This window comes from Deinococcus radiopugnans ATCC 19172 (assembly GCF_006335125.1).
GTDB lineage: Bacteria > Deinococcota > Deinococci > Deinococcales > Deinococcaceae > Deinococcus > Deinococcus radiopugnans.
In genome coordinates this window covers 212,795-239,133 of the sequence record NZ_VDMO01000003.1, presented here as the reverse complement: position 1 = coordinate 239,133, position 26,339 = coordinate 212,795, and the positions used below count along the sequence as shown (strand labels likewise).

Genomic DNA, 26,339 nt, shown 5'->3' with positions numbered 1-26,339 from the left:
GGACGGACTGGAAAGGGCGATCAGGCCTCCAGAAAGTCCGTCACCACGCGGTTCAGCACCCACCAGCCCGCTGGCGTGGCCCGCAGGCGCGGCCCGTCCAGCTCCAGCCAGCCGCGCTGCACGTTGGCGGCAATCGCCGCCGCGTAACGCCCGCGCACGTCCAGCCCACTGCGCTGTGCAAGCTCGTCCAGATCCAGCCCCGCCCGCAACCGCAGGCCCATGAACAGCGCGTCGGTCACGTATTCCTCGGCGTCGATGTCCTCCATCTCGCCCTGCTCGCCGGTCAGCCAGGTGTGCAGGTGGGGATTGGTGCGCCTGAGGGTCAGCGGCTCCTCCCCTCCCCCGGACCCCAGCACCGCCGGGGACCGTGTGGCCGGATAATGGCCCGCTGCCCCCGGCCCCAGCCCCAGGTAGGTGCGGTTGTTCCAGTACGCGAGGTTGTGACGCGACTCCTGTCCTGGGCGGGCATAGTTGCTGATCTCATAGCGGGCGAAACCGTACGCGGTCAGCAGTTCCTCGGTGCGCTCGAAGCCCGCGCGTTCATCATCCTCCCCCACCGTCACGCCGCGCCGGGCGAACTCGGTGCCGGGTTCGATGGTCAGGGTGTAGGCGCTGATGTGGTCCACGCCCAGCTCCACCAGCCCATGAATGTCGCGCTCCAGCGGTTGCCCCGGCACGGCGGTGATCAGATCGCCGGACACGCGGAAGCCCGCGCAGATCAGCGTCGTGACCGCCTCGCGCGCCCCCGCCGCGTCGTGCTGACGCCCCAGGAACTTCAGGGTGGCGTCGTCCAGGCTCTGCACGCCCACGCTGGCGCGGTCAAAGCCCAACTCACGCCACAACGCCGCCCGCGCCGGGCTGACCGTGCCGGGGTTGATCTCCAGCGTGTTTTCCTGGCGGCCCCAGCCCAGGTGACGTCGGATGCTGCCCACCAGCGCCGCGATCTCGGCGTCGCGCAGAAAGCTGGGGGTGCCGCCGCCCAGGTACACCGTGTCCAGCCGGGTGTCGTACTGGGACGCCAGCCACGCGGCCTCCTGCTCCAGCCGCTCCAAGTAGGCCTCCACCTGCCCACTCCTGCGCGTCAGCACATGAAAGTCGCAGTACGGGCAGATGCTGGGGCAAAAGGGCATATGGACGTACAGGTGACGCACCGTCGGGTCAAGAACGGGCGCCTTCACGGCAGGAGGGACAGACACAGGACGGCTCACTGCACCGAGTGTATGCGCGGGACCGGGTCAGGGACCGTGAGGCCAGCCGCCCGCGCACACGTCACCGGCCGTGCGGCGTGGCGTCCATCCACGACTCCAGCACCTGTTGCAGGGTGGCCGCCGTGGTCACGGTGACCGGCACGTCCAGTGAGGCCGCCGCCGAGGCCGCCGCGTTCTGGCCCTTGCGCCGGCCCGCCTTCAGCCCAGCGGGGGCGGTCCAGGCCGGAAAGGTGCCGCCCTCGGCGTACTCCACGCCGCCCGCATCCGAGATCAGACCCTCGGGAACAGTGACTTCCGGCCCAGAGGCCAGCGCCTGCCGACCAATGACCAGCACGCCGCGCGGCGTCACATCCTTCAGGGCGGCCAGCAGCGGCGTCAGGCCGTCGTGGACGATCAGCTCCACGCTGCCCTTGCCGTCCACGGCGGCCAGCGCGGCAGGCAGATCGGCGGCCAGTTCGGCGGGCGCGGCCACCAGCCAGGGATGGCCCCCGGCGCGGCCCTCGAAACTGGCGTGGGCGCTGCCGTAAATGTCGGTCCAGGTGCGGGTGTGCTGCATGGGATTCAGAATAGGCGGAATGACCCGCTTTTCTCCTCTCCCACCGCCACAGGCCGCGCGTCATCGCTGATCCAATCGCTCCACGATCCAGCGTACAGCCGGTTGTCCGGCCCCAGCGGGACCCCCGCCAGCTCGCGGGCCAGCAGGTTGGGTGTGGCGCTCACGCCGCTGCCGCAGTACGCGATGGTGGGGGCACGGCCCACCTGCAGACGCGCCGCCTGCAACTCGCCGCCGCGCCAGCGCCCCGCCTCGTCCAGCGCGCCGCTCCAGTCGCGGTTGACCGCCCCTGGAACGTGCCCGGCCCTGGCGTCGATGGGTTCAGTCTCGCCCCGGTAGCGGGCGGGCGCACGGGAATCGATCAAAAGCGTGGCCGGGTCACGGTTTTCTACGTCTTCGGCAGTCGCCACCATGCCAGGCTGCATGTTCGGAATAAAAGTCACGGGCGCGTGATCCACTTCCGACGCGTCCGCCGCGCCGCCCGCCGCCAGATACGCGGGCCAGCCGCCGTCCAGCACGTACACCTGCGCGTGCCCCAGCCAGCGCAGCAGCCACCACGCGCGGGCCGCGTAGAAGCCCTGGCCCGTGCCAGGATCGTCGTAGGCCAGCACCACGCTGTCCTGGCCGATACCCACGCTTCCCAGCCACGCCGCCAGCGCCGCCGGATCAGGCAACGGATGGCGCCCACCCACGCCGTCCTCCCGCACGGGACCGCTCAGGTCCGTTTCCAGATCGGCGTAGCTGGCCCCCGGCACGTGGCCTGCCAGATAGGCGATGCGCCCCACCAGCGGATCGCTCAGGGCGTAGCGGCAGTCCAGCACCCGCAAGTTCGGGTCGTACAGATGGTCCAGCAGCCAGTCGGCGGACTTCAACGGCGAGGCAGGTCGGGTCATGGCCGCAGGGTACACTGCCGGTCTCCGCAATCCGACAGGCCCCAAAACGAAAAATCCGCCCTTCGCGGACGGTGATAAGAAGAATATAGCGCGGCATGCGGCGACGGTCAAGGCCATACATTTACCGCTGAACGTCCCGTGCTAGTCGGCAATTTTCAAGGTGTTCCAGCGACGTGAATGCATAGCGCTCCCCCTCCCCGCTCCAGTTCCGGTGAAGAAACCACGCCGAGCGAAGAACGTTGGCGGACCGGAGCTGTACAGCAGGGCGGATGAGGACGGATCAAAGGGAGAAAAAAGACCGTCAGGTCGGCCAAATAGTGCAAATGATCTATGGACTTTCTCCCTGTGGCTGCTAGACTGTTGGTGTCGGTGAAAGCCGATCAACACCTGGGGGTGACCCGGTTTCGACAGGGGAACTGAAGGCGCTGTTGCGTGTCGAGGATTCCGTTGGCCTCGTTAAAAAACGGAAAAGCCATTAACTGGCAACCAGAACGAATTCGCTTACGCTGCTTAAGCTAAGCCAGTGACCGTGTAGCCCCGCCTTTGGCGCCACGCGAACTGAAACAAAAGAAGGCTAGCCCAGGCAAGACCTCATAGCTGACGGCGAAAACAAGTGAGGATAAGGAAGGGGGAAACCCGCCCGCTGGTGGCCCCTGACCCGACAACCAAACAGCGGGATACACACGTAGACGCACGCTGGACGAACTTTTGGACGGCGGTTCGACTCCGCCCACCTCCACCACACAGAGATGACCCTGCCACCCCCGGCAGGGTTTTTCTCTATATTGAGGACGTCCCAGCAGGGTGTGGGCCGGGATGGCGGAAGGGTAGACGCATTCGACTTAAAATCGAACGGGAAACCGTGCGGGTTCAAGTCCCGCTCTCGGCACCACAATAAAGCCTCGCCTGGCGCGGGGCTTTTTTATTGTCTGGACGCCACACAGGCGCGCTCCTGCCCTGCCGCATCAGATCTCCAGGAACACAAGGCGCCGTCAGTCGCCTGTTCCCCAACCACGGTCCTGGCCGACCCTCCTGACCCACCCCATGCGAGGTTGTCAGGGAGGACCAGCGGGCGGGAGGAGTGGCCACCTCATGGGCCTGTGCCCTGACAGGCCTGAGGGGGGGACAGCCTGACCTCACTTCTGGCATGCAGTCGGGCCGTCTACGCTCGGCCGTGCGTCGCAGCCGAGCCGCGTCTTGCCTGCGACGCACGGCGAATGCTGCGCCCACCGCAGAGAGACCAGCCCACCCCTGCGGGAAGGCCGAGCCTTCCGCTCGTGGCGGGAACATCCGGTCTAGGGCCGGGGCGCTTTGATGGTCGACTTGGCGTACAGAGACGGCTTGCCCGCCTGCATCTTCATGATGTAGAGCGTGGCCGAATTGCGGTCGCCCACGCTGTTGAAGGTCACGTCACCGGACAGCAGGTTCTTGACCTGGCCCTTGCGGATGGCGCTTTCCACCTGCGTGCGCGTCGGCAGCTTGTTGCCGTTGGCGCGGGCGGCACTCAGAATGCCCTCGGCAATCACCCTGGCCGAATCGTAAGCGAAGGCGGCGTAGCCAGCGGGGGCGGCGTTGAAGGTGCTGCGGTAGGTGGCAATGAAAGGCTTGGCATTCGGCAGGGCCTCCAGCGGCGCCGCCACGGTGGTGTAGTAGATGTCGTTGGCCCCCCGAGCAGCGAGGGTGGCCAGTTCAGTGCTGTCCAGGCCGTCGCCGCCCACCACCGGAATATTGACCCCTGCATCCCGCAGCTGGCGAATAAAGATCCCGATCTGGGTGTAGATGCCGCCAAAATAGATGGCGTCGGGGGTCTGCAATTTGATCTTGCCGATGATGGTGGAAAAGTCGTTCTTTTCCTCGGTGCTCTCGTTGGTGACCACCCGGGCTCCCCCGGCCTTGAGGGTCTTCTCGACCTCGGCGGCCAGTCCCGCACCATACGAGGTTCTGTCGTTCAGGATGTAGACCTTCTTGGCCTTGAGCTTCTCCATCATGAAGCGCGCTCCGGCCGGCCCCTGAGCGTCGTCACGGGTCACGAGACGGTTGGTGTTCGGCAGGCCCCGGTCGGTCACTTCATTGGCGGTCGCGGACGGGCTGACCATCGAGACGTGACTGGCCTTGAGGGCCTCACTGGCCGAAAGCGTCACCCCACTGTTCAGGGCGCCCACCACGCCCAGAATCTGCCGGTCGGCGGCAATCTTGCGCGCCGCCGCCGCGCCGACCGCCGGATCGGCCTGATCGTCGTAACCGACAAGTTGCAGGTCAAACCCCATGGCCTTGAAGCGGGCCTTGTATTCGCTAACAGCCAGTTGTGCGCCGTTGTTGACCAGCTTGCCGTTGAGAATCTGAGCCCCCGAGAGCGGCGAGAGGCTGGCAATTTTAATGGTGGTCTGGGCGCTGGCCGCTCCAGCAGCAAGCAGGCCCAGCGTCAGAATCTTGAGGATGGATGTCTTCATTGTTTCTCCAGAAATACGGCTGGTCAAAATCAGCACACTTCAGAATCCTGCCCTGAAAGTGCCGCTCCAGTGGGGGTCAGGAATGAGACTCAGGTTCTCTTCCCAGCGGGACCAGTGTATGTACACTCACCCAGTGTTTCTCCAGCCCCCGCCGGGGGGGGACAGTGGGGGCAGCGCTGAATGCCTGGACTGTGGACGGGCGTCGGTTCAGTCGTCGACCACAGTGTCGGTCGTTGATCACAGGGGCCACTTGAGCGGGCCGCCCAGCGTCCTGCGGGCCTCGGCGTTGCTTCGCACTGCGGACGGACGCGGCACGGCGCCTGAATCTCAAAACGAAAAAGCCCCGCCGACTGCGGGGCCTTCTCGCGCTGGGGGCCACCCGGTGTTCAGCGCCACTGCTCTGGCAACCCGTACACGTGCCATAGGGCGTCCACCCGCTCCACCACCGCCGGGTCCATCGTGATCTTGGGGGGCCAGGGGCGCACGAAGCCTTCTTCCGGCAGTTTGCGTGCGCCGTCCCAGGTCAGGAGGTCGCCGTGCTGAACCACGTCCCGCTCCGGGTCAATGTTGTTGAGGATGGTCCACCACACGTCTTGAAGGTCGTTCACGTCGGTGAATTCGTCGCAAATCAGCAGGTGACGGACGCCGGCGGCGGCGGGGTGGGCCGCGTATGCCTTCGCCAGCTCCTGTGCCTGACCGGGGCGGGTCTTTTTCAAGGCGACGAGCCAGTAGCCATCGTCGTTCTGCCGCTGGGCCACCACGCCATCGAAGTCGGGGAGCTCGGCAGCAGCGGCTGGGCTGAATACCGTCTCGTGCGCCAGATCGCCCGCCTGCACCTCCCGGCTGGACTCGGCCCCGCCAATTTCCTCGGGGCGTTTGGTGGTGGCGTCGATGATCAGCTTGCTGCCGTAGCCCCAGCCCCGGCTGCTGTGGTCCAGCACGTCGATGGGACCGCGCGTGGTCAGGGTGTCGCGGCCCGGCACGGCCTTCTCGGCCACCGCACGCCACACCGCCTCAAAATGATTGACCGGGACATCGTCGTCCAGCACGACAATCACCTTGGCGAACATCATCTGGCCCAGCCCGAACAAGCCGTTCGCCACCTTGTACGCCTGCCCCGGATACCCTTTGTTGATCCCCACGAACACGAGGTTGTGCGCCACGCCGGCCGGCGGCATGTGGTAGTCGGTGATCTCGGGAATGATCAGTTGCGCGGCGGGCAGAAACAGCCGCTCGGAGGCTTCGATCAGGTAGGCGTCCTCCATCGGCGGGCGGCCCACGATGGTCGCGGGGTACACCGGCTGACGGCGCATGGTGACGGCGGTGACGTGGAACAGCGGGTACAGGTCCGGCAGCGTGTAGAAACCGGTGTGGTCCCCGAACGGCCCCTCCATCACCCAGTCCTCGGCAGGGTCCACGTAGCCTTCCAGAATGAATTCAGCGTTGGCCGGCACGTCCAGATCGACGGTGATCCCCCGCGTGACCGGGTAGCGTTGCCCGCGCAGGTAGCCCGCCAGCGCGAACTCGTCCAGGCCGGGAATGGGCGGCAGCGGCGCGGTGGCCGCGTAGATCAGCGCCGGATCGCCGCCGATGGCCACCGCCACCTCTAACCGCTGCCCCAGCCGCTTCGCCTTCTCGAGATGTTTCGTCCCGGTTTTGTGGCGCTGCCAGTGCATCCCGGTGGTGTTTTTGCCCATCACCTGCATGCGGTACATGCCCATGTTGCGCTCGCCGGTTTCTGGGTCTCTGCTGATCACCAGGGGCAGGGTCACGAACGGCCCGCCGTCCAGCGGCCAGCATTTCAGGATCGGGATGCGCGACAGGTCCACCTCGTCGCCGCGCCACACGATGTCCTGCACCGGGCCAGTCTTGACCCGTTTTGGAGGCAGGTTCATGGCGTCCCCCAGCTTGGTCACATTGCCGAGCATCCCCAGCGTGCCGCCCCTGCCCTTGAGGTCAATCAACGCGCGAACCTTTTTCGCCAGATCGTCCAGATCAGTTACACCCAGCGCCAGGGCCGTGCGCTCACGCGTGCCCATCAGGCCGATGACCACGGGAAATTCGCTGCCGCGCACGTTCTCGAACAGCACTGCCGGGCCGCCGGATTTGACCAGGCGGTCCGCAATCTCGGTGATTTCAAGGTCAACGCTGACGGGCGCGGAGACGCGCAGCAGCTCGCCGCGGTCTTCCAGCAGGCGCATGAAGCTCTGAATGTCGGGAAAAGCCATACGGGGAGCATAGGACGGCGGGGGCGGGGCAACCGTACCGCAAGGCGAGATGCCACAGGCGGCCAAAGATGATGGTTTGCTCAAGCCCACACACCGTTAGGTTCACAATTACTTCTACTCTGTTTTATAAACTGGTTTAGCGATTGGAAAGAGCCGCGACGATCCGATCTGACTTTCAGTCTCAACCCCTAAGGAGCCCCATGAAGCACCTGTTTTTAATGTCCGCCCTCGTTCTCGCCTCTGGCAGCCTTGCCGCCACTTCCCCCAGCATCAAGACGCCCCAGACCCTAACCCAGGGCGTGCTGAAAATCGGGATGGAAGGCACCTACGCGCCGTTCACCTACCGCGACGCCAAGGGCAACCTGACCGGCTTCGACGTGGACATCGCCAAGGCGGTGGCCGCCAAGCTGGGCCTCAAGCCCGAGTTCGCGCTGACCGAGTGGAGCGGCCTGCTGGCCGGCCTCCAGGCGGGCAAGTACGACGTGATCGTCAACCAGGTGGGCATTACGCCCGAGCGCCAGAAGAGCATCGGCTTCAGCACGCCCTACGCGTATTCCTCGCCGCAGATCATCGTGAAGAAGGCGGGCAGCTTCGCGCCCAAGACGCTGGCGGACCTCAAGGGCAAGCGCGTGGGCGTGGGCCTGGGCAGCAACTTTGAGAAGCAGCTGCGCGACGCGGGCGGCATCACCGTGGTCACCTACCCCGGCGCACCCGAGTACATGGCAGACCTGGCCGCCGGACGGCTGGACGCCGCCTACAATGACCGCCTGCTGGTGGGTTACCTGATCAAGTCCCAGAACCTGCCGGTGCGCGGCGCAGGCGTGATCGGCCAGCCGGAATCGGTGGGCATTGCGATGAAGAAGACCAACACGGGCCTGAAGGCGGCAGTGGACAAGGCGCTGGCGCAGATCAAGGCCGACGGCACCTACGCCAAGATCAGCCAGCAGTGGTTCGGGCAGGACGTCAGCAAGCCCTGAGATTCCGCCCACTGAGCAGCGTCGCCCTGAGTTTCGCGGGCGACGCTGCTCTTGACGGCGGACTCTACACTCAGCAGATGAGGCAGCATGTCCAGGTTCTGATTATCGGGGCGGGCGCGGCGGGGAGCGCGGCGGCGTACGCGCTGGCCCGGCGCGGTCTGAACGTCCGGCTGCTGGAGCAGTTCCAGATCGGGCACACGCGCGGCTCCAGCTTCGGGCCGTCGCGCATTTTCCGGCTGGCGTATGAGGAACCGGACTACGCCGGACTGGCACGGGCGGCGCTGGAGTCCTGGCGGTCGTTGGAACGCGAGGCGGAACAGCAGCTGTACTGGCGCACCGGGGGACTGGATCTCGGTCCCGCCGGAACGCCCAGTCTGGAAGCCGTTCACACCTCGCTGACCGCCATCGACGCGGCCCCCGAACGCCTGAGCCGCCGCGAACTGGCCCGGCGCTACCCGCAGTGGCGGGTGCCTGCCGACTGGGAGGCGGTGTATTCGCCGGAAGCGGGCATCGTCAGCCCGGATGTGACGTTGAGGGTGCTGACCGATCTGGCCCGCCACCACGGCGCGCAGGTTTTGGAAGGTGTAGCGGCGCTGGAAATCGAGCCGGGGCGGCAACCCGCCGTCCTGACGGGCGCGGGCACCCTGACCTGTGACCACCTGATCGTGGCGGCGGGCGCGTGGATGCCGCGTCTGGTGCCGCAGCTCCGGACCTCACTCAGCGTGACGCTGGCGGCCTCCAGCTTTTACCGCCCGGATGATCTGGCTGCCTTCCAGCCCGAACGTTTTCCGGTGTTCATCACCCACGATGAATTCCAGGCGTACGGTTTTCCAGTGTTCGGCCTCCCCGGCGTGAAACTGGGCGTGGATGTGGTGCGTCCCATCACCAGTGGTGATGACCGCTCGTTTGAGGTGCCAGCGCAGGTGGGCGAGGCCTCCGATACCTTTATGCGGCGCTTTCTGCCGGGAGCCCTCACCGTGATGGAACGCAGCACCTGTCTGATTACCCGCGCGCCCGGCGGCGACTTCATCCTTGCCGCGCACCCGGACTGCCCGCAGATCACGCTGGCCTCGCCGTGTTCGGGCCACGGGTTCAAGTTCACACCGTTGCTGGGCGAGTTGCTGGCGGCGCACGCGCTGGGCGAGGGGCACCCCTGGCAGTTGCCCCGCTTCGGCCTGCCCGCACAGGCTGTCGATACAGCGCAGGGCGGACCGGCCGCTGCGGGGGCGTAGAGTGAATCACCTTTCATTCCATCCCCGCCGCCCCTCATCCTGACCATTTCAAAGGAGCACCTATGCGCGCACTCCGTCCCACGCTGGTTCTTGGCACCGCCCTGCTGCTCGCCGCCGCCACGTCCTCGCACGCGCAGCCCGCGCCCACGCTGACCAAGGGCGTGCTGAAAATTGCCGTGGAAGGCACCTACGCGCCGTTCACCTTCAAGGACGACAAGGGCAATCTGACCGGCTTCGATGTGGACGTGGCGCGTGCCCTGGCCGCCAGGCTGGGCCTCAAGCCCGAGTTCGTGCTGACCGAGTGGAGCGGCATCCTGGCGGGGTTGCAGGCGGGCAAATACGACGTGATCATCAATCAGGTGGGCATCACCGCGGAGCGCCAGAAGAGCATCGGGTTCAGTGACGCCTACGTCTACAGCCGCCCGCAGATTGCCGTCCACAGCACCAAGGGGCAGGACTACAAGACGCTGGCGGACCTCAAGGGCAAGCGGGTAGGCGTGGGGCTGGGCACCGTGTTCGAGAAGGACCTGCGCGACGCGGGCGGCATCACGGTGGTCACCTACCCCGGCACCCCGGAATACCTGGCGGACCTCGCCAGTGGCCGGCTGGACGCCATCTACAATGACCGCCTGCTGATCGGCTATCTCGCCAAATCGCAGGGCCTGCCCATCAAGGGCGTGGGCGACGCCGGTTCGGTGGACAGCATGGGCATTGCGATGAAAAAAACCAACACCGGGCTCAAGACGGCCATCGACGCGGCCCTCAAGGCCATGAAAGCCGACGGCACTATGGCTAAAATCGGTCAGCAGTGGTTCGGCCAGGATGTCAGCAAGCCCTGAGATTCCGCTCTGCACGTCGGCCCCTCCCGCCAGACTGGGAGGGGTTTGCATTGAAGGCGGGCGCCGAACCCTCTGATCGCCACGGCAACCGCCCCACCCCCGACCCCATTCCACAGCGCATCCCCAAGGAGCAGAATGGATAGCGAACAATTTCAACTGATCCTTCAAAGTGCGTGGGCGTCGGTGCCCGCGCTGCTCGTCGGGGCGCGGCTGACCATCGGGTTTGCGCTGGCGGCGATGGTGCTGGGCCTGCCGCTGGGGCTGATCGTGACGCTGCTGCGGCTGTACGCGCCGGGGCCGGTGCGCGGGCTGGCGACGCTGTACGTCTCGTTTATTCGGGGAACGCCGTTGCTGGTGCAGATCTTCGTGATCTACTACGGCCTGCCCAGTTTTGGCATCACCCTCAGCCCGGTGGTGGGCGGGGTGCTGGCCCTGACCCTCAACGCCGCCGCCTACCTCTCGGAGACCATCCGCGCCGCCATCCTGAGCATTCCCAGAGGGCAGCACGAGGCCGCCTACAGCCTGGGCCTGAGCCGCGCGGAAACCATGCGGCTGATCATCCTGCCGCAGGCGGCCAGGGTGGCCCTGCCCAGCCTGGGCAACAGCCTGATCGGGCTGGTCAAGGACACCTCGCTGGTCTCGGTGATTACCGTGGTGGAACTGCTGCGCAGCGCGCAACTGGTGATTGCCCGCACCTTCGAGCCGTTCGGCCCGTATCTGGCCGCCGCGCTGATCTACTGGGCCATGAGCAGCGCGCTAGAAGTGGTGCAACGGCGGCTCGAACGGCGGTTTGCCCGGGGAGACTAGAGGGCCGGAAGGTCAGGCGGTCACGCCGCCCGTTTGCCCCTGCCCTTCTTCAGGGCCTTTTCGCTTTCCAGCAGCCGCTTGAGGGCCGCCTCGCTGCGGCTCAGGCCCTCCAGCTCGGCAGGGAGGCGTCCGGCGCGGGGTTCGTAGTCGTCCAGCACCTTGCCCTCCAGGTAGCGGTCAAAGATCACCGGGCAGATGTAGCTGCCGCGCGTGACGGCGGGGGTGTTGCCCAGATCCTCGGCGACGTGCTTAACGCAGTCCACCAGCACCCGGCGGGCCGCGCGTTCGCTGTCCGCCACGCCCGCCTCGGCCAGATATTCGGCGGCCAGCAGCGTGCCGCCCCAGGTGCGGAAATCCTTGGCGGTGAAGGGGCCAATCACCTCCTTGAGGTAGGCGTTCAGCTCGGGGGCGTGAACGCGGCGGCGGCCCTCCTCCGTCACCGTCTGGAACAGCCACGGGCCGGGCAACTCCAGCAACTTGCCGATGTTGTTTGCCAGCGTCGGGTTGCGCGTCGCCTTGTTCTGCGTGATGCCGTGCTTGCCCCGGAAATTGAAGGTCACGAGGGTGCCCTCCACCTTCACATGGCGCTGGCGCAGGGTGCTGAGGCCGTAGGTCTTGTGCTGCCGGGCGTAGGCGTCGCTGCCCACCCGGAAATGCGCGACGTGCAGCAGCCGGGTCATGAGGGCCATCACCTTACGCGGCGGCAGCCCAGACAGGCGCAGGTCGGCGGTGGTGACCTCACGCAACGTCGGGAGTGCCGTGGCAAAGCGCGTCAGCCTCTGCCACTTCTTCAGCGCCCCGGCCTGCACGAAATCGGGGTGGTAACGGTACTGGAGGCGTCCGGCGGCGTCGCGGCCAAACGCCTGCAACTCGGCGTCGGCGTCGGGCGAGACGTACACGTCGCTGTACGCGGGCGGCACGGCCAGGCTGGCGATGCGGGCGATGCCCTCCTCATCCTCGTAGAGCGTGCCGTCCGGCCAGAAGTAGTTGAACTTTTTGGGATCGTTCCCCTCGCGGCGCAGGTACTCCTCCTGCAAGATCTCGGTGCGTCCCGGCATCACTGTCTTTCCTGAGAACTGTCGGCCTGCATGGGGAGTTGCCAGTCAATCGGCGCTTCCCCGGCTTCCTCCAGCGCGGCGTTCACCCGGCTGAAGGGTTTGGTGCCCATGAATTTGGTCACACTCAGCGGGCTGGGATGGGCCGATTCCACGATCACATGGTTGGGATTGGTGATCAATTTGGCCTTTTTGCGGGCGTACGCGCCCCACAGCACGAAGACCACGCGCTCCTCTTTCGCGTTCACGGCCCGGATCACGGCGTCGGTGAACGCCTCCCAGCCCTTGTTCGCGTGGCTGTTGGCCTGCCCAGCGCGCACGGTTAGCACGGCATTCAGCAGCAGTACGCCCTGTTCGGCCCAGGCCCGCAGGTAGCCGTGGCGCGGCGGCGTGAAGCCGGGAATATCCGTCTGCAACTCCTTGTAGATGTTCTGGAGGCTGGGCGGCACCCGCACGCCGGGCCGCACGCTGAAGCTCAGGCCGTGCGCCTGACCGGGGCCGTGGTAAGGGTCCTGCCCCAGAATCAAGACCTTGACCCCATCCAGCGGCGTGAAGCGCAGCGCGTTGAACACGTCGGCAGCAGGGGGGTAAATGGTCTGCGTGGCGCGTTCCTCCACCAGAAAGTCCTTGAGTTCGTGAAAGTACGGCGCGGCGAACTCACCCCCCAGCGCGTCTTTCCACGACTGTGGCAATCCGGCGGGAATGATGGGTTTGGCGGCGTCCGGGGCGTTGCCGAACAGGTCAGGCTGATCGCTCATGGGGGTTCTCCTGGGGGTGGGGGGCTTGGCGGGTGTCTTCTTGGGTGGTTTGGCGGGCAGTCCTCGCGCAACTCTCTCGGCGCGGATCACCGCCTTCTTGCGGCTGCCGTGCTTGAGGTAGATGCGCCGGGCCTCGGCTTCAAACTCGGGCGAGGCGCGGGCGGCGGCGATGCGGGCGCGGGCCAGCCGTCCGGCCCGGTTCTCGTCCACGATGGGGGGCGGGTAGTTCAGCCGGGCGGCCCCGCTCCACTCCCAGGGGGCGTGCAGAAAGTCCCCCGGCACGTCCGATAGCTCCGGCACCCAGCGGCGGATGAACACGCCGTCCGGGTCCTGCTCGCGCGCCTGCCGGGTGGGGCTATAGATGCGGACGCGGTTGATGCCCACCGTTGAACTCTGCATCTGCATCTGAGACCAGTGGATGCCGGGTTCGTTGTCCAGCCACTGCCGCGCCAGAAACAGCCCCGGTTGCCGCCAGTGCAGCCACAGGTGCTGGCTGGCGAAGGAAACGAGCATGGCTCGCATCCGAAAGTTGAGCCAGCCGGTCTGCCGCAGCATCCGCATGCAGGCGTCGATCAGGGGATAGCCGGTCTGCCCGTGCGCCCAGCGGTCAAAGAATTCGGGGTTCCATTCGTCCTCGCGCAGACCGTCCAGGGCGCGGTTGAGGGTGCGGAACTCCATCTCCGGCTCGGATTCCAGGCGTTGCATGAAGTGGCAGTGCCAGTGCAGGCGGCTTTCGTAGCTGCGCAAAGAGCGCACCCAGCGCGAATCGGCCCAGGTGTCGCCGCGCACGGCGGCCAGGCGTTGCCGGGTGGCCCCCACCACCGTTCGCAGCGAAACCGTGCCGAAGGCCAGCGGCCCGCTCAGGCGCGAGCAGCTTTCCTCCGCGCTCAGGGGGCTGCTCATCTCGCGCATGTAGTTGACGCCGCGCACGGTCAGGAAGGAATCCAGGGTGGCCCGGCCCACCGATTCGCCGCCGGGGGGGATGATTTTGTTGTCAGGCTCCACGCCCAACTCAGCGTGCGACATGATCCGGCAGGGCGGCACGGACGTTCCGCACAGCCTTTCCGGCGCGGGCAAGGGCGGCGTACCCAGCCGCTCCTCCCAGGCGTCGGCCCAGCCGTCGCGGTTCTTCATGCCGCGCACCACGCCGTTCTGCGGCAATTCGGTCAGCGGCAGCCCACGCGCCCGCGTCCAGGCCCGCACCCGCCGATCCCGCGCGAACGACACGCCGTTGCCCGTTTCCTGGTGCGCCCAGACGCCCCCCAGGGGAAGCTCGCGGCTCAGACCCTCCAGGACTTCGACTGCCTCACCCTGCAGCAGCACCAGCGGCGTGCCCAGCCTGCGCAGATTCTCGTCCAGTTCGCGCAGGCAGTCGTTTAGGTAGGTCAGGTGTTGCCCGGTAAATTCCTCATGCCCCAGCTGCTCCGGTTCGTAGATGAACAGCGGCAGCACCGGGCCGCGCGCCGCCGCCTCGCGCAGCGGCGCGTGATCGGCCACGCGCAGGTCTTTCTTGAACCACACGAGCTGAACCGGGCCGGGTTGTGCAGAAAAAGGCACGCCGCAGTCTTATGCACGGCTGCGGCGTGGACGGTAAGAACACACCGGTTGGGGCTTAGCCAAACCTGAAGGCGGGCCGCCCCTACTTGACCCGAACCCGGAACCCCAGCCTGAGGGTCTCGTCCTTCCGGAGTTCCGTGACCGTCCAGCGCACGCTGGTGTAGCTCTCGGGCGGCGCAGCCTGCTGGCGGGTCACGGCTTTCCCATTCTCGGTAACGGTCACGCCCCGCATCGGCTCCGGGCTGTAGGTTCGGCCACCGTCCACGCTGTAGGCCACCGTCCAGCGCCCGCTGTCCGGGGTGACCCCGCCGCTGAAGACGGTTTCGCGCGGAATGGGAATCCCCACCGTCACCCCCGCGATGGCCTTGCCCTTGACGTTCCGCACCGTGACTTCCTCGCGCAGAATGTCGCCGGACTGCACGGCGCGGGGGCTCTGGATGAACTCCTCCACACGGACGCCGTTCTGCACGCTGACCTTGACCAGATCCTGCGCCATCACGAAGCTCACGCCGTTTTTGATCACCGGTGCAGGAGCGGAAGGTCCCTGTGCCAGGGCCAGCCCGGACAGCCACAGCACAGCAACCAGGACGCGCGAAACGGAGGTCATGCCGTGTTCAGACGCCCAGCCGTCCGGTCAGCGCCTTCTCGGTGGGCGTGCCCGTCGCGCCGTCGAAGGCGTCGATCTCCTCGATGAAGCGGTCAAACAGATAGCGGCTGTCGTGCGGCCCCGGCGAGGCCTCGGGGTGGTACTGCACGGAAAACACCGGATACCGGCTGTGCGCCATGCCTTCCAGCGTGCCGTCGTTCATGTTGACGTGGGTGGCGACAAAGGCGCCGTTGGGAATGCTCTCCAGATCCACCGCGTAGCCGTGGTTCTGCGCGGTGATCTCCACGTTGCCGGTCAGCAGGTTCTTGACCGGCTGGTTGCCGCCCCGGTGTCCGAATTTCATCTTGAAAGTCCGGCCGCCCGCCGCCATGCCCAGAATCTGGTGGCCCAGGCAGATGCCGAAGGTGGGCAGCAGGCCCATCAGTTCCCAGGCCGTTTTGTGGGCGTATTCCAGCGGCGCGGGGTCGCCGGGGCCGTTGCTCAGGAACAGGCCGTGCGGTTGCAGCGCCATCACCTGCGCCGGGGTGGTGTGCGCGGGCACCACGATGGGTTCGATGCCCACCTCCGACAGGCGCTCGATGATGGTGTGCTTGATTCCGAAATCCATCAACACCACGCGCTTGCCGTGCCGCAGGGTGGGAAAGGCGTAGGGCAGGGCGGTGGTCACGTCCTTGGTCATGTCGAAGCCGTCGATGTCCTGATGGTCCAGGGCACGCTGCACGTAGACCTGCTCCTCGGCGGGGGAAAACTCGCCGTAGGCGTCTTCCGGGTGGGTGTACGAGCGGTGGGCGATCACGCCCTTGACCACCCCGCCCGTCCGCAGGCGGCGCACCAGGGCGCGGGTGTCGATGCCCTGGATGCTGACCACGCCGTACTGCTGCATAAAAGCTTCGAGCGACTGCTGGGCACGGTAGTTGCTGTACTCGCCGGAGAACTCGCGCGAGATGAAGCCGCGCACGTAGGGCTTGTTGCTCTCCATGTCGTAGATCGCCACGCCGTAGTTGCCGACGTGCGGGTACGTGATGGTCACGATCTGCCCGTTGTAGCTGGGATCGGTCATGATTTCCTGGTAGCCGGTCATGGAGGTGTTGAAGACCACCTCGCCCACGGTCTCGCCCCGGTGGCCGAAAGCGTAGCCCCGGTAGACCGTACCGTCTTCCAGCGCCAGAATCGCGCGTTCTTTTCTGATCATGGTTCTCCCCTCCATTCGCGCCTCACGGGACGCAGTTCATGGCGTGTGTGGTGCATGCGGTATAGCGTAGGCCACGTGGCGCGGCCCTCCGCCCGGTTGCCTATTATCCACCCCTGACGCACGGCGGCGCCCGCCCCGGCTCACGTTCTGCCGGGACGGGCGCTGGAATGCTCGTCTTACCAGCGGTACAGCACGTTGGACTTGCTGGTGATCACGTTGCCCTGAACCGTGCTCTGACTGCTCTGACCGTCGTAACGGTTGATCAGATCGGCCGCCAGATCGCTGACGCCGCCGATCATGCCCGACATCATCTCGCCGTCGCCCAGGCCCCCGTCATCGAACATCATGTCGGGATCCATATCGTCCATCTCATCAGTGCTGTTCGTCTGGGAGGCGGCCGGGCGGCCCTTGCCCGACTGGCCGGGGGTGGCCGGAACCTGGGCCACAGCGGGAGCCTCGGGCGCCTCTGCCGTGTCCGGCACTTCCAGATCGTCCATGTCGGTGTCCATGCCTTCGCCGCCCATGCCGCTCAGGATGGCCCTCGACAGTTCCTCGCCGCTGAGGTCGGCGGGATTCGGGACGTAGGTCCATCCGGCGGAGAACTTCATGTTCAGGCCGGCGGCGACAAAGCCCGCGTCCTGGGCCAGCGTCGGGGCCGTCTCGTCCAGGGCGGCGTCCAGGGCCGTCTGGCTGAAGGCGGTGATCAGGTACTCGCCCCGGAAGGCGTAGACCATCTTGAGATTGCCCAGCAGGTCGTCCACCATCTTCAGGCTGCTGTCCGCCGCCGCGCCGCCGACCGCGGCCGCCGCGCCCATCCGTCCGGGCATCGAGCGGCCCATACCGCCCAGCGTATCGTCCTTGAGCAGGGTCTTCAGACTGTCCGAGGCCCCCGCGATGGCCGCGTTAATGCTGGCGGCGTATTCGGGCAGTTGCGCTCTGGCGGCGTCCATGTCCGCGACGCGGCGGTAAGTGACGCTGTAATCCAGGCCCGACAGCGGGGTGCTGGCGTCCAGGCCCGATTTCATGCCGCCCGCCAGCGTGACCTGCGCGCACTCGTGGCCCAGATAGCGGGCGGAGCGCTCCAGATGGCTGGCCAGTTGGCTGTCGGTCAGGAACCCCAGCGGATCCAGCAGATCCACGCGGGTCAGCCAGCGCCCCAGGTACGCGCCGGATTCGGGATGGCACGCGGAAGCCACCACGCTCTCGGCGTCGGCAGGAATGACGTTCTGCACCGCAAAGTCGGTGCTGTCGGTCAGGATGCGGTACAGCGGCTGGTCCTTGCCCTGCGCGTTGGCGGCGTGCGCGGAGGCGGCGGTCAGCCCCCCGGCGGTGGTGGTAAAGCCCGCCGCGTACTGCCCCAGCGTGTCCAGCGCGTCCACGAGCGGCGACAGCAGGCGCGGCAGCTTGATGGTCCTGGCCAGTGCGCCGCGAATGACTTTGGCAGTGGCCGAGAAGTTGACAAAGAGGGACAGTTCCTGCTGGCCCACGGCCCGCTGAGGCACGGTGTAGGCCACCGAATTCATCAGGCGGGGGGCCGTCTTGCCGCTCAGGCGGCCCAGGTAGCCCATCAGCAGGTCCTTGTTGGTGGACACGTAGACCAGTCCGTTCGCCATCCCGGCGAAGGTGTCGCCCTGCCGCGAGAAGGTGTAGTTGCCCACCCGCGCACCTTTTTTAGGTGCCATCAGGCTGGAGAAGAACTCGCCGGACAATTTATCTACACGCGTGACGGCCAGCAGTTCCGGCGAGAAGGTGCCGCCCGCGTGGCCCACCGAGAAGACGCCCGCCACGGCCTCCTGCCCCAGCGAGCCTTTCAGGATCTGCTGAAAGCCGCCGATCATCTGGCCGCCCTGGCCCTCGCCCACAAAATCATTCACGGCAGAGACCAGCAGACCGGCAAAACGGTCAATGGCCCCGCCGGCATTCTTCGTTTCCAGCGTGAGCAGCGCTCCAGCAGGCAGTTGCTCGGAAAGGGACGCAGCCCGCGCCGTGGTGGCCGTGCCGAGCAGCAGGGCCGTCAGAAGAAGAGCATTTCTCATGGCCACATCATAGGGAACTCAAAGGGGCAGCGGACCAAAAAGTGGGTGGAGATGGCGGCTCCCAAAAATCCATGAAAGCCACACAGCCTCTGGGTTGTCCAGGCCAGGCGCAGGCGGGCCGACCATCGCGGCGGCCCTGTCTGGTGGAAAGGCGGCCCGGACCAGGCTGGAGCCACGCTGCCTTCTGTTCGTCGCCGCGGGGCTTGGCGGGCATCAGATGACGTGCCCAGCGATCTGTCCCTCCATTTCGGCCACCAGCGAGCGGCCCGGAACGAAACGGTCAGGGGCGCGACTCTCGGCCAGCATCCTGTTTTCTTTCACACCTCTTCATACGGACTCCGATTGAAAGGTGTTGAAAACACCTGGAAATCCGAGCGAGACTCGCAGAGCTGCGCTAGCAGAGGAAGAGCGTCCTCATGGGCGTCTGTCCATGACGACAGCGAGCAGGAGAAAAACATCCCTCCGGACGTGGAGTGTGGACATCGGAGCTGTCCCGATTTCTACACGAAATAAACGGAATCCGTATCAGAGGTCAGCGGGCGTTTCAAAACGCGGCTGCTTACCTTGACGTGATCGGCAGATAGTTCAGCAGGTCCAGGAACGGCGGCTTGATGCCCGAGATCCGCAGCATCACGCCGATCTGGGCGGTGTGGCGCATCTCGTGAATCAGGACGTGCCACACCAGGCCGTCCAGCGCAGCAGCATCTTTGCCGTCTGAACCGCCCAGCGTCACCATGCGCCCCAGCTCGGGCGCAGACAGGGCCGGGAGATAGCGCTGGGTGCTGGCCTCCACGGCTTTCCAGTAGTCCAGCAGGGTGACCAGAGGAAATTTTGCGAAAAAGGGGCCGTCGCCCGCCTGCTCCAGGGCCGGATACGCGGCCCAGATGGGGGTGTCGCGCAGGAAATCCTCGTGAATCCAGGAGTCCTCGACCATAGGAATATGCAGGATCAGGTCCTTGATGCAGTGAAAGCGCGGGCCGTCCAACATGGACCTGGACAGCACCTCGTCCGGCACCCCTTCCAGCACGGCCCACAGGTCACGCCGGGCACGGCTCAGGTAGGCAGAGATTTCAGGGATATTCACGGCAGCACGATCCGGGGTTCCGGCCCCTTGCCGCGGGCCAGCCGCTGAACCTCGCGCAACGTGGTCTCGCCGTCTGTCTGTAGGCCGTGTTTGCGGAAGCTGGTGGCGAGGCTCTGGGCGTCACGGCGCAGCAGTTCGGAGAAGTTGGAGTTCTGGCGGGTGGTCAGTTGCGGAAAGTCGATCATGATCACGGTGTTCTCCCACCACAGCAGGTTGTAGGTGCTGTAGTCGCCGTGCGCGTAGCCCAGCCGCAGCAGATCGGCCAGGCCCTGCACGGATTGTTGCCACGCGCTCTGCGCTTCGGCGGGGGTCAGGCGAGCGTCGCTCAGGCGCGGGGCCACGCTGTCCTCGGTGCCGATCAGCCGCATTAACACGGCGGGCACGGTGGCGTCGTAGTCGAAGGGCAGGGGACCGACCAGCGGTTCAGGCACGTTCAGCCCTGCCCGCCACAGCGTCCACAGATGGGCGTACTCGGCGCTGACCCACATGCCCTGAAGCATTTCCAGCCCCTTGCGGCTGCGGCCCGTCATGGCGCGGGCGGCGCGTTCGTCCAGCACCACCTGACCCTCGCGGTACACGGCGTCGTTCTTGAAACTGCGCGCTTCCAGTTCGCGGTACAGCTTGACCAGCACAGGGCCGCGCGGGCCACGGGCCACGTAGGCGGTGGCCTCCTTGCCGCTCTTGAGTTCGGCGACAATTTCGGTGATGTGTCCGCTGTCGATCAGCCGGCGAATGGTGTCGTCGGCAATGTTCTCCGGGTCAGCGGCCGTCAGATCGTCCAATTTGCGGCGGCCCAGCAGCTTCTTCTTTTTAGGCTTGCTGCGGCGCTCTGGCGTAACGTCCGCGCCGTCCAGCTCTGCGTCGAGCCAGCGGGCGCTCATGGGTGCCTCGGCGTTCTAGACCAGGGTGAATCCGAGGTCAGAGGCGGCAGTATGACGTGGTTCAGCAAAATGACTCCGATTTGCGGGGATGAGCAATCCTGTGCGTTGGGCCTTCGGAACATCGGTCATGTTGATTTCAGTCATAAGCGCACCTCCTTTTTCGGTGATGTCAGGAGCGTAGCAGGGAATGCACCGGAGGGAAATGGGGATAGGCCATCATGCCTAATGCGGCGGGCGTCACCTTCCCGCCTTTCCGGCGGCCCACGACGAAGCCGCGCCCCCACACTTGGCAGGGACGCGGCTTGTTCTGGCAATGCTCTGATCTTTGGAACTGAGGAAGTCCACGCTTCCTCCGGTCTGGACTGCGAACACACCATCGGCGCTCCCGTTCCGGTAGCAACAGAATACGCCACAAGCGTAATCGTGTCAAGTGTGTCTGTGTATGGAGGCTGAGTATGAATCCCGTTGGATACCAGCCCCTGGCGTCGAGTGGAGGCAATCCCCAGTATTCGCCCGCCGCATATGCAGGAAATGCGCCATTTGGCGTAGCAGGAAGATTCGCCCCTGGCCGGGCCGACGGCTCAGGATGATGCCATGAGCGAAACCCACGACCACAGTGCAGCAGGCACTTTCACAGTACGTCCCTTCCAGAACGCCGATGCTCCCACCGTCGCCCGCCTCGTCACAGACAGCGTGCGCGGCCACTGGACGTACCGGCCGGAACACTTCCGGGAAAGCGCCGATCCACAGCGTCTCCGTCTGGTGGCGCTCCAGGGCGCGGAGATCGTCGCCACCGCCCACCTGTCACCGTTTGGGGAGGCCACGCCGGACGCCCTGCGGCTGGATCTGGCCGGCGCCGGGGCCGCCTTCACGCCGCTGTATCTGGCACATCTGGCCGCCCTGCCGCCCGGCTTCTCGCGGCTGCTGGGCGTCACGCGCGAGGATTTCGGCGAGCAGATGGAGTTCTTTTCCGCAGCAGGCTTCCGCAATGCGTGGCAGTCCTGGGGCGCCCATCTGGACCTGATTAGCTTCGATTTTGCGGCCTTTCAACCGCTGGAAGAACGCCTTTTCCTGAAGGGCTACGAGACCGAGCAGCTTGCCAACGACGCGCCGGACGCCGACTGGGCCGCCCTGTCCGCCCTGCATCAGCGTGGGCTGGCCGACGCCCCGCGCAACCCCACCACCACACCTGACCCCCTGAGCGCCGCCGGGCTGCGCGAGATGATCGTGCGGGAAGAAACGGTTTTCGTGGTGCGCTGGCGCGGCGAGATCGTGGCGCTGACCCGATTGACGCCGGAAGGCGCTGAAGTGGAAAGCGAGTCTACGGTGACCCACCCGGACCACCGCGCCCGAGGGCTGGCCACGCTGGTCAAGGCCCACGCGCTGGAATGGGCCAGGACCGCAGGCCACACCCACGCCGGAACCGGCGGCACGGTGCTGAACCTGCCGATGCTGCGGGTCAACACCCGGCTGGGCTACCGCGTGGAGCGCATGTGGGTGACCTGGGAACGTCAGCTGTCCTGAAGGGTGGGAGCCGCACCAGAAGAATGAGAGAAACGTGTGTGTCAAATCCAGTAGCGGTCCATCAACCGCCCACCTAGGATGGGGCCATGCCGGAGCACGCCCTGCGCGAACAGAGGCTCGAGGCCATGCGCCGGCGAGGCTACCTGGTGCTGTGTGCATGTTCGGTGGCGGTCCACGCGGCCATCGCCGTCGGGGAACTGCCGCAGGGCAACTGGCGGGCCGCGGCGGTGGCGGTTCTGAGCGCCGCGCTGCTGCCTGCCGTCCTGAGCCGCCGGGTCTCGGCACACCGGCTGGACGTGCTGGTGGTGTGGTGCGCGAACATCGGGGCCACTTACTTTCTGTGGGATTTCTACGCGCGCAGTCTGGCCCTGGGGGCGCGGGAGTCGCTGACTGTACTGCTGTTTTTCGTCGTCTGGTTCGGCCTGTTGCCCCTGAAACAGGCGGCGGTGCGGGGTGGCCTGCTGTACGCGGCGCTGATCGCCCTGGTGCTGCGGCAGGGGCTGGGCGACTGGGGACCGGGTGGCCCTGGGCTGGCCGATCCGGTGCCGCTGCTGTACACCGGCTTCCTGCTGTTCCTGATCGGGCAGATGGCCGTGACCGGGCGGCAGCTGCAGCAGGAGCTGTCCCGCACGGCGCTGTACGCGGATCTGGCCCTGACCGACGCCCTGACCGGGCTGCCCAACCGCCGCTCGCTGGAGCAGCGACTCGAAGAACACTACCTCGGCCAGGACGTGGCCGGGGAAACAGACAGGGCGGCCACGTCCATCGGGGTGCTGATCGTCGACATCGACCTGTTCAAGACCGTCAACGACACCCATGGGCATGAGGTCGGTGATCAGGTGCTGGTGAATCTGGGCCGCACCCTGCGGACCTGTGCCCGCGCCGAAGATCTGGTGGCCCGCTGGGGCGGGGAGGAATTCGTGCTGTTGATCACGCACGGCGACCCCACTGCCCTGAAGCAGATCGGCCGGCGGATTCAGCAGGCGCTGGCCGAGCAGAAACCTCCACAGCCGCTGCCGCGCGTGACGGTCAGCATCGGCGCGGCCCTGTCGGGCGAGGCGGGGAACGCGGCCAGCCTGCTGGCGCTGGCCGACCGACGGCTGTACCGCGCCAAACACGCTGGACGCAACCGGATGAACATGGACGATCTGCGCCGGGAAGCCGGGGCCGCTGGACTGCGCGGCGAGATCCCGGTCGCCCACACCCAGGTGCTGGACGTGCCGGGGCCAGGCTAGAACGGCGTTAACCCCCCATTCCCGCCCGCTGCGCCACGGCCGCGGAGCACCCTGACCAGGGGCGGGACATGGGGGACAATTCAGCCCCCACGCGTGGCCTAGACTGCGCCTGTCGCTGGCAGACGGCGCCCGTGTTGACCGCTGCCCCCTCATTCACAAGGAGTTGCCCCATGTCCCACCCGACCTCCCGCCGAATGTTGATCGGCGCGGCCGTCCTAACGATCCTGAGCCTCCCGGCGCTGGCCCAGCACACGGCCCACAGCGCCTCCAAGCCCAGTGCCACCACCCAGAAATCCACTGTTCAGAAATCCACCGGCACGCTGCCGCTCAGGGCCGTGAACGCCACCGTGGTGGCCGTGCCGCCTATGGTCAAGGAAACCAGCGTCTTCGGCACGCTCCTCAACAGCGGCAAGACCCCGGTGGTCCTGAACGGCGTGCGGACCACGGTGGCCGACCACGGCATGCTGATGGTCACGACCAAATCGTCTGGCGGCATGCAGGGCATGAACATGACCGAGACCCTGACCATTCCCGCCGGGGGCCGCCTGGTTCTGAGCGATACCGGCGATCACCTGATGCTGATGAAGCTCAAGCGGGCGCTGAAGGTAAACGAGACCCTGACCCTGACCCTGACCTCCACGGACGGACGGACCTTCACCTTCAAGGCCACCGTCAAGAAGCCCTGAACGTATGACCGAGCTGCCTGCATCTTCCGAAATCCAGAGTGCGCCGGCCCCGCGCCCGTGGTACGTCTCGGCGCTGCTGGCCGTGGTGGCCGTGGCGCTGCTGCTGGGCGCCGCGTGGCTGTTCGCCCGCGTCCGGAGCCCGTTTCCCTTCTACGGCACGGCCTACAGCGGCAACACGGCGGCGGCGGGTTTTTCCGGCACCGATCAGGACGGCCGGCCTTACGCCTTCGTGCCGGGGCAGGGCGACAAGGTCACGGCGCTGTTCTTCGGCTTCACCCACTGCCCCAACATCTGCCCGCTGACGCTGGCGTACCTGGACAAGGTCAAGGCGGCGCTGCCCGAGGATGAGCGCGAGCGCTTTCAGACCGTGCTGGTCAGCGTCGACCCGGCCCGCGACAGCCCGGAGCGCCTCAAGGAGTACGTGGAGTATTTCGGCAAGGCCACCGGGGTGCGCGTTCCGGAACCCGCGCTGGCCGAGGTGGCGCGCGATTACGGCGTGGGGTACCAGCGGGTCGAGGTCAAGGGGGCCGACTACCAGATGAACCACACCACCGCCACGTACCTGATCGACAGCGCCGGGCGGCTGCGCGTGTTGTGGGACTACACCCAGCTGCCCCAGGTGGACCGTGTGGTGGCCGATGTCCGGCAGGTCCTGGAGACCTCGCCGTGAAGCCTGACCCCCTGAGGAGAATGCCTTGAGGACGATACTGTGAGGACCCCTGCCCCCATCAATCTCGATCCCACGCTGCTCGACCTGCTGATCCCGGCCCCGGACCTGCTGTTCCTGGTGCCCACGCTGCTGGTGGCCGGGTATTACCTCTGGCGCTTTCTTGTCTCGCGCCGCAGCGCCGAAGGCCGCGCCCGCTGGCCGGTCTGGCGGGCCGTGATGTTCGGGCTGGGCCTCTTGCTGCTGCTGGTCACCACCCAGAGCCGCGCGGCGACCATGACCGGCAGCAGCATGGCGCTGTACATGGGCCGCCTGATGCTGCTGGCCGAGATCGTGCCGCCGCTGGTGGTGCTGGGCATCCCGCGCGGCGTGCACATCAACCCGCGCGGCGCGGCGGCCCGCGTGCTGGGCATCCTGCTGGACCCCTGGGTGGCGCTGGCGGTGTGGTCCGCCGTGATCATTTTCTGGAACGTGCCCGCCGGCTTCAACGCCAGCGTGGTCACCAACACCGCTGCCGCGCTGCTGCCCGCGCTGTACCTGCTGAGCAGCCTGCTGGTCTGGAGCGTGATCCTGCGCCCCCTGCCGAACGTGCAACCCGCCGGGATGGGCTCGCGCGGCGGCTTCGGGCTGCTGGCCGCGATTCCCATGATGGCGGTCGCGTCGGTGTGGCTGTACGCCCCGCAGGTGCTGTACACCCCCTACGTGAACGCGCTGTGCCTGTGGAACCTCTCGCCGCTGCAAAACCAGCAGCTGTCGGGCTGGATCATGATGGTGGCCGGCATTCCCGCCCTGGCGCTGGCCTTTATCCAGCTGTTCCAGTGGCTGGTGGAACTGACCGGAGGCAACGAGGCCACGCCCCCCACCTGAAGTCTGTTAGCGCATCTGAACCGGTCTGCCCTCTCCCCCTCCCCCATCCGATCAATTGACGGATGGGGGAGGTTCTTGGTGGGAGGCGACACCATCCAGCCCAGCCGCCCGTCGTCTAGCGCGCCGCCTTTACCTGATGCGCCCGTTCCCGCAACCACGCCAGCGCCGCCCCCGCCGAGTTGAGAACCGAGAGGTGACCGTCCTCCGGGCCGGGCCACAATTCCGCCGTGGGCAGGTGTCTGAGCAGCCAGTCCGCATGGGTGCTGGGAACCACGCGGTCCTGAGCGCCGTGCAGGAGCAACACAGGCACGTCGATCTGCGCTGGCGCGAAGCCCCACGGCGCGACATACGCCAGATCGTCGGCAATCAGCCCGCCGGGGCCGTCACGCATGGCTGGCCCCACCACGCTGTTCAGCCACTTCCACGAACCGGAGAGGGCAGCGTAATCGGCGGCCGTGAACGTTTCCGGGACAAATTCGGGGGCAGACGCCTCGTAAGCCTCTTTCACGGCCTGTCCGCCCAGCGCTGCACGCAATGACGCCGCGCCCGACCCATTCATGCCCCCGAAGTAGTCCAGCCCCTCCGCCCCATACGGGGCCAGCCCCGCCCCGCTGACCGCCGCCAGCACCCGCCCCGGCAGCAGCGCGGCGCAGGCCAGGGCGTGCGGCCCACCCCCCGAATGGCCCATCACCGCGAATTCGGCGATGTCCAGCGCGTCGGCAATCTGCCCCACATCCCAAGCTGCCGAAGCGATGTCCCGGCCCGGCAGCGGGGAGGAGCCGCCGTAACCGGGGCGGTCATGCGACACCCAGCGGATGTTCAGGCGTTTGGCTGCCTCAAAAAGAGGTTCGGGCGGCGCTCCGATGTTGGGCGTGCCGTGGTGCCAGAACACGGTCAGCGGGTCTGACAGCCCCTCCGCACCCGTGTCGTAGAGGTGGAGGGTGCGCCCATCTTCGAGGATAAGATCGGTCTCAGTCACCATCGGAACTCCTTTTGTTCTCAG

The 26,339-nt window shown here is 66.5% G+C and carries 23 protein-coding genes, 1 tRNA gene and 1 other RNA gene; 11 read left to right on the top strand and 14 right to left on the bottom strand.

The genetic code is table 11. The annotated features are described in order from the left end of the window. Positions 1-20 precede the first annotated feature (20 nt). The 3 genes from hemW to FHR04_RS04150 form a co-directional block, all read right to left on the bottom strand. A complete protein-coding gene (gene hemW / locus FHR04_RS04160) occupies positions 21-1,130 on the bottom strand; it encodes a radical SAM family heme chaperone HemW (protein WP_139401086.1) in 1,110 nt (369 codons plus the stop codon). Between the two features lie 139 nt (positions 1,131-1,269). Further along, complete coding sequence (locus tag FHR04_RS04155) at positions 1,270-1,764, bottom strand: hypothetical protein (protein WP_039682162.1); 495 nt, start codon at positions 1,762-1,764, stop codon at positions 1,270-1,272. A 5-nt stretch (positions 1,765-1,769) separates the two neighbouring features. Then, entirely contained in the window at positions 1,770-2,654 is an 885-nt protein-coding gene (locus FHR04_RS04150; protein WP_139401013.1) for a sulfurtransferase, read from the bottom strand. Between the two features lie 389 nt (positions 2,655-3,043). Here FHR04_RS04150 and ssrA point away from each other — a divergent pair. Beyond that, positions 3,044-3,396: a transfer-messenger RNA gene (gene ssrA / locus FHR04_RS04145) on the top strand. A 68-nt stretch (positions 3,397-3,464) separates the two neighbouring features. Further along, positions 3,465-3,546, top strand: a tRNA-Leu gene (locus FHR04_RS04140). Between the two features lie 403 nt (positions 3,547-3,949). On the opposite strand, the gene FHR04_RS04135 is transcribed toward FHR04_RS04140, so the two are convergent. Next, a complete protein-coding gene (locus FHR04_RS04135; RefSeq protein ID WP_139401012.1) occupies positions 3,950-5,104 on the bottom strand; it encodes a branched-chain amino acid ABC transporter substrate-binding protein in 1,155 nt (384 codons plus the stop codon). Between the two features lie 386 nt (positions 5,105-5,490). After that, entirely contained in the window at positions 5,491-7,332 is a 1,842-nt protein-coding gene (locus FHR04_RS04130; RefSeq protein WP_139401011.1) for a menaquinone biosynthesis decarboxylase, read from the bottom strand. 200 nt (positions 7,333-7,532) lie between these two features. Here FHR04_RS04130 and FHR04_RS04125 point away from each other — a divergent pair, with 200 nt between their 5' ends. The 4 genes from FHR04_RS04125 to FHR04_RS04110 all read left to right on the top strand — a co-directional run bounded on the left by FHR04_RS04125 (position 7,533) and on the right by FHR04_RS04110 (position 11,187). Beyond that, on the top strand, positions 7,533-8,309 hold the full coding sequence (locus tag FHR04_RS04125; protein WP_139401010.1) for a transporter substrate-binding domain-containing protein: 777 nt from the start codon (positions 7,533-7,535) through the stop codon (positions 8,307-8,309). Positions 8,310-8,386: 77 nt separating this feature from the next. Then, the gene (solA, locus tag FHR04_RS04120; RefSeq protein ID WP_139401009.1) at positions 8,387-9,541 is read left to right on the top strand and encodes an N-methyl-L-tryptophan oxidase; all 1,155 of its coding nucleotides are present in this window, start codon (positions 8,387-8,389) and stop codon (positions 9,539-9,541) included. Positions 9,542-9,603: 62 nt separating this feature from the next. Further along, complete coding sequence (locus tag FHR04_RS04115; protein ID WP_139401008.1) at positions 9,604-10,380, top strand: transporter substrate-binding domain-containing protein; 777 nt, start codon at positions 9,604-9,606, stop codon at positions 10,378-10,380. A gap of 135 nt (positions 10,381-10,515) precedes the next feature. Further along, the gene (locus FHR04_RS04110) at positions 10,516-11,187 is read left to right on the top strand and encodes an amino acid ABC transporter permease (RefSeq protein ID WP_139401006.1); all 672 of its coding nucleotides are present in this window, start codon (positions 10,516-10,518) and stop codon (positions 11,185-11,187) included. Positions 11,188-11,207: 20 nt separating this feature from the next. Here FHR04_RS04110 and FHR04_RS04105 read toward each other — a convergent pair whose 3' ends face one another. From FHR04_RS04105 to FHR04_RS21565, 8 genes are all read right to left on the bottom strand, one after another. Beyond that, a complete protein-coding gene (locus FHR04_RS04105; protein ID WP_139401004.1) occupies positions 11,208-12,245 on the bottom strand; it encodes a DNA topoisomerase IB in 1,038 nt (345 codons plus the stop codon). Further along, a complete protein-coding gene (ung, locus tag FHR04_RS04100; protein ID WP_139401002.1) occupies positions 12,245-14,557 on the bottom strand; it encodes a uracil-DNA glycosylase in 2,313 nt (770 codons plus the stop codon). The genes FHR04_RS04105 and ung overlap by 1 nt, the downstream gene beginning before the upstream one ends. An 82-nt stretch (positions 14,558-14,639) precedes the next feature. Then, the gene (locus tag FHR04_RS04095) at positions 14,640-15,164 is read right to left on the bottom strand and encodes a hypothetical protein (RefSeq protein ID WP_139401000.1); all 525 of its coding nucleotides are present in this window, start codon (positions 15,162-15,164) and stop codon (positions 14,640-14,642) included. A 7-nt stretch (positions 15,165-15,171) separates the two neighbouring features. Continuing rightward, complete coding sequence (gene carA, locus FHR04_RS04090; RefSeq protein ID WP_039682141.1) at positions 15,172-16,356, bottom strand: glutamine-hydrolyzing carbamoyl-phosphate synthase small subunit; 1,185 nt, start codon at positions 16,354-16,356, stop codon at positions 15,172-15,174. A gap of 176 nt (positions 16,357-16,532) precedes the next feature. Beyond that, on the bottom strand, positions 16,533-18,392 hold the full coding sequence (locus FHR04_RS04085; protein WP_139400998.1) for a hypothetical protein: 1,860 nt from the start codon (positions 18,390-18,392) through the stop codon (positions 16,533-16,535). A 559-nt stretch (positions 18,393-18,951) separates the two neighbouring features. Further along, positions 18,952-19,476, bottom strand: a complete 525-nt coding sequence (locus FHR04_RS04080) for a DinB family protein (protein ID WP_139400996.1) — start codon at positions 19,474-19,476, stop codon at positions 18,952-18,954. Beyond that, positions 19,473-20,357 carry an RIO1 family regulatory kinase/ATPase domain-containing protein gene (locus tag FHR04_RS04075; protein WP_139400994.1) on the bottom strand — a complete coding sequence of 295 codons (885 nt, stop codon included), beginning with the start codon at positions 20,355-20,357 and terminating at the stop codon, positions 19,473-19,475. The genes FHR04_RS04080 and FHR04_RS04075 overlap by 4 nt, the downstream gene beginning before the upstream one ends. Positions 20,358-20,372: 15 nt before the next feature. Further along, a complete protein-coding gene (locus FHR04_RS21565) occupies positions 20,373-20,501 on the bottom strand; it encodes a hypothetical protein (RefSeq protein ID WP_260170080.1) in 129 nt (42 codons plus the stop codon). A 450-nt stretch (positions 20,502-20,951) separates the two neighbouring features. Between FHR04_RS21565 and FHR04_RS04070 the strand changes: the two genes are divergently transcribed. From FHR04_RS04070 to FHR04_RS04050, 5 genes are all read left to right on the top strand, one after another. Next, entirely contained in the window at positions 20,952-21,881 is a 930-nt protein-coding gene (locus FHR04_RS04070; protein ID WP_139400992.1) for a GNAT family N-acetyltransferase, read from the top strand. An 86-nt stretch (positions 21,882-21,967) separates the two neighbouring features. Then, the gene (locus tag FHR04_RS21560) at positions 21,968-23,116 is read left to right on the top strand and encodes a GGDEF domain-containing protein (protein ID WP_139400990.1); all 1,149 of its coding nucleotides are present in this window, start codon (positions 21,968-21,970) and stop codon (positions 23,114-23,116) included. Positions 23,117-23,286: 170 nt separating this feature from the next. Then, positions 23,287-23,802: a copper chaperone PCu(A)C gene (locus tag FHR04_RS04060; RefSeq protein WP_039682132.1), complete on the top strand. Its 516-nt coding sequence runs from the start codon at positions 23,287-23,289 to the stop codon at positions 23,800-23,802. Between the two features lie 4 nt (positions 23,803-23,806). Beyond that, positions 23,807-24,472, top strand: coding sequence for an SCO family protein (locus FHR04_RS04055; RefSeq protein ID WP_139400988.1), 666 nt, complete (start codon positions 23,807-23,809; stop codon positions 24,470-24,472). A gap of 39 nt (positions 24,473-24,511) precedes the next feature. After that, positions 24,512-25,336 (top strand): cytochrome c oxidase assembly protein, encoded by an 825-nt coding sequence (locus FHR04_RS04050; protein ID WP_249038969.1) that lies wholly within the window; start codon positions 24,512-24,514, stop codon positions 25,334-25,336. Positions 25,337-25,451: 115 nt separating this feature from the next. Here the strand turns inward: FHR04_RS04050 and FHR04_RS21555 are convergent, their stop codons facing one another. Continuing rightward, a complete protein-coding gene (locus FHR04_RS21555; RefSeq protein ID WP_139400986.1) occupies positions 25,452-26,318 on the bottom strand; it encodes an alpha/beta fold hydrolase in 867 nt (288 codons plus the stop codon). Positions 26,319-26,339: the final 21 nt, after the last annotated feature.

What these genes read in the sequence shown, in the direction of transcription:
- hemW (WP_139401086.1), bottom strand. Translation starts at nt 1,130, where the DNA reads ATGCCCTTTTGCCCCAGCATCTGCCCGTACTGCGACTTTCATGTGCTG.
- FHR04_RS04155 (WP_039682162.1), bottom strand. Translation starts at nt 1,764, where the DNA reads ATGCAGCACACCCGCACCTGGACCGACATTTACGGCAGCGCCCACGCC.
- FHR04_RS04150 (WP_139401013.1), bottom strand. Translation starts at nt 2,654, where the DNA reads ATGACCCGACCTGCCTCGCCGTTGAAGTCCGCCGACTGGCTGCTGGAC.
- FHR04_RS04135 (WP_139401012.1), bottom strand. Translation starts at nt 5,104, where the DNA reads ATGAAGACATCCATCCTCAAGATTCTGACGCTGGGCCTGCTTGCTGCT.
- FHR04_RS04130 (WP_139401011.1), bottom strand. Translation starts at nt 7,332, where the DNA reads ATGGCTTTTCCCGACATTCAGAGCTTCATGCGCCTGCTGGAAGACCGC.
- FHR04_RS04125 (WP_139401010.1), top strand. Translation starts at nt 7,533, where the DNA reads ATGAAGCACCTGTTTTTAATGTCCGCCCTCGTTCTCGCCTCTGGCAGC.
- solA (WP_139401009.1), top strand. Translation starts at nt 8,387, where the DNA reads ATGAGGCAGCATGTCCAGGTTCTGATTATCGGGGCGGGCGCGGCGGGG.
- FHR04_RS04115 (WP_139401008.1), top strand. Translation starts at nt 9,604, where the DNA reads ATGCGCGCACTCCGTCCCACGCTGGTTCTTGGCACCGCCCTGCTGCTC.
- FHR04_RS04110 (WP_139401006.1), top strand. Translation starts at nt 10,516, where the DNA reads ATGGATAGCGAACAATTTCAACTGATCCTTCAAAGTGCGTGGGCGTCG.
- FHR04_RS04105 (WP_139401004.1), bottom strand. Translation starts at nt 12,245, where the DNA reads ATGCCGGGACGCACCGAGATCTTGCAGGAGGAGTACCTGCGCCGCGAG.
- FHR04_RS04095 (WP_139401000.1), bottom strand. Translation starts at nt 15,164, where the DNA reads ATGACCTCCGTTTCGCGCGTCCTGGTTGCTGTGCTGTGGCTGTCCGGG.
- carA (WP_039682141.1), bottom strand. Translation starts at nt 16,356, where the DNA reads ATGATCAGAAAAGAACGCGCGATTCTGGCGCTGGAAGACGGTACGGTC.
- FHR04_RS04085 (WP_139400998.1), bottom strand. Translation starts at nt 18,392, where the DNA reads ATGAGAAATGCTCTTCTTCTGACGGCCCTGCTGCTCGGCACGGCCACC.
- FHR04_RS04075 (WP_139400994.1), bottom strand. Translation starts at nt 20,357, where the DNA reads ATGAGCGCCCGCTGGCTCGACGCAGAGCTGGACGGCGCGGACGTTACG.
- FHR04_RS21565 (WP_260170080.1), bottom strand. Translation starts at nt 20,501, where the DNA reads ATGACTGAAATCAACATGACCGATGTTCCGAAGGCCCAACGCACAGGA.
- FHR04_RS04070 (WP_139400992.1), top strand. Translation starts at nt 20,952, where the DNA reads ATGAGCGAAACCCACGACCACAGTGCAGCAGGCACTTTCACAGTACGT.
- FHR04_RS21560 (WP_139400990.1), top strand. Translation starts at nt 21,968, where the DNA reads ATGCCGGAGCACGCCCTGCGCGAACAGAGGCTCGAGGCCATGCGCCGG.
- FHR04_RS04060 (WP_039682132.1), top strand. Translation starts at nt 23,287, where the DNA reads ATGTCCCACCCGACCTCCCGCCGAATGTTGATCGGCGCGGCCGTCCTA.
- FHR04_RS04055 (WP_139400988.1), top strand. Translation starts at nt 23,807, where the DNA reads ATGACCGAGCTGCCTGCATCTTCCGAAATCCAGAGTGCGCCGGCCCCG.
- FHR04_RS21555 (WP_139400986.1), bottom strand. Translation starts at nt 26,318, where the DNA reads ATGGTGACTGAGACCGATCTTATCCTCGAAGATGGGCGCACCCTCCAC.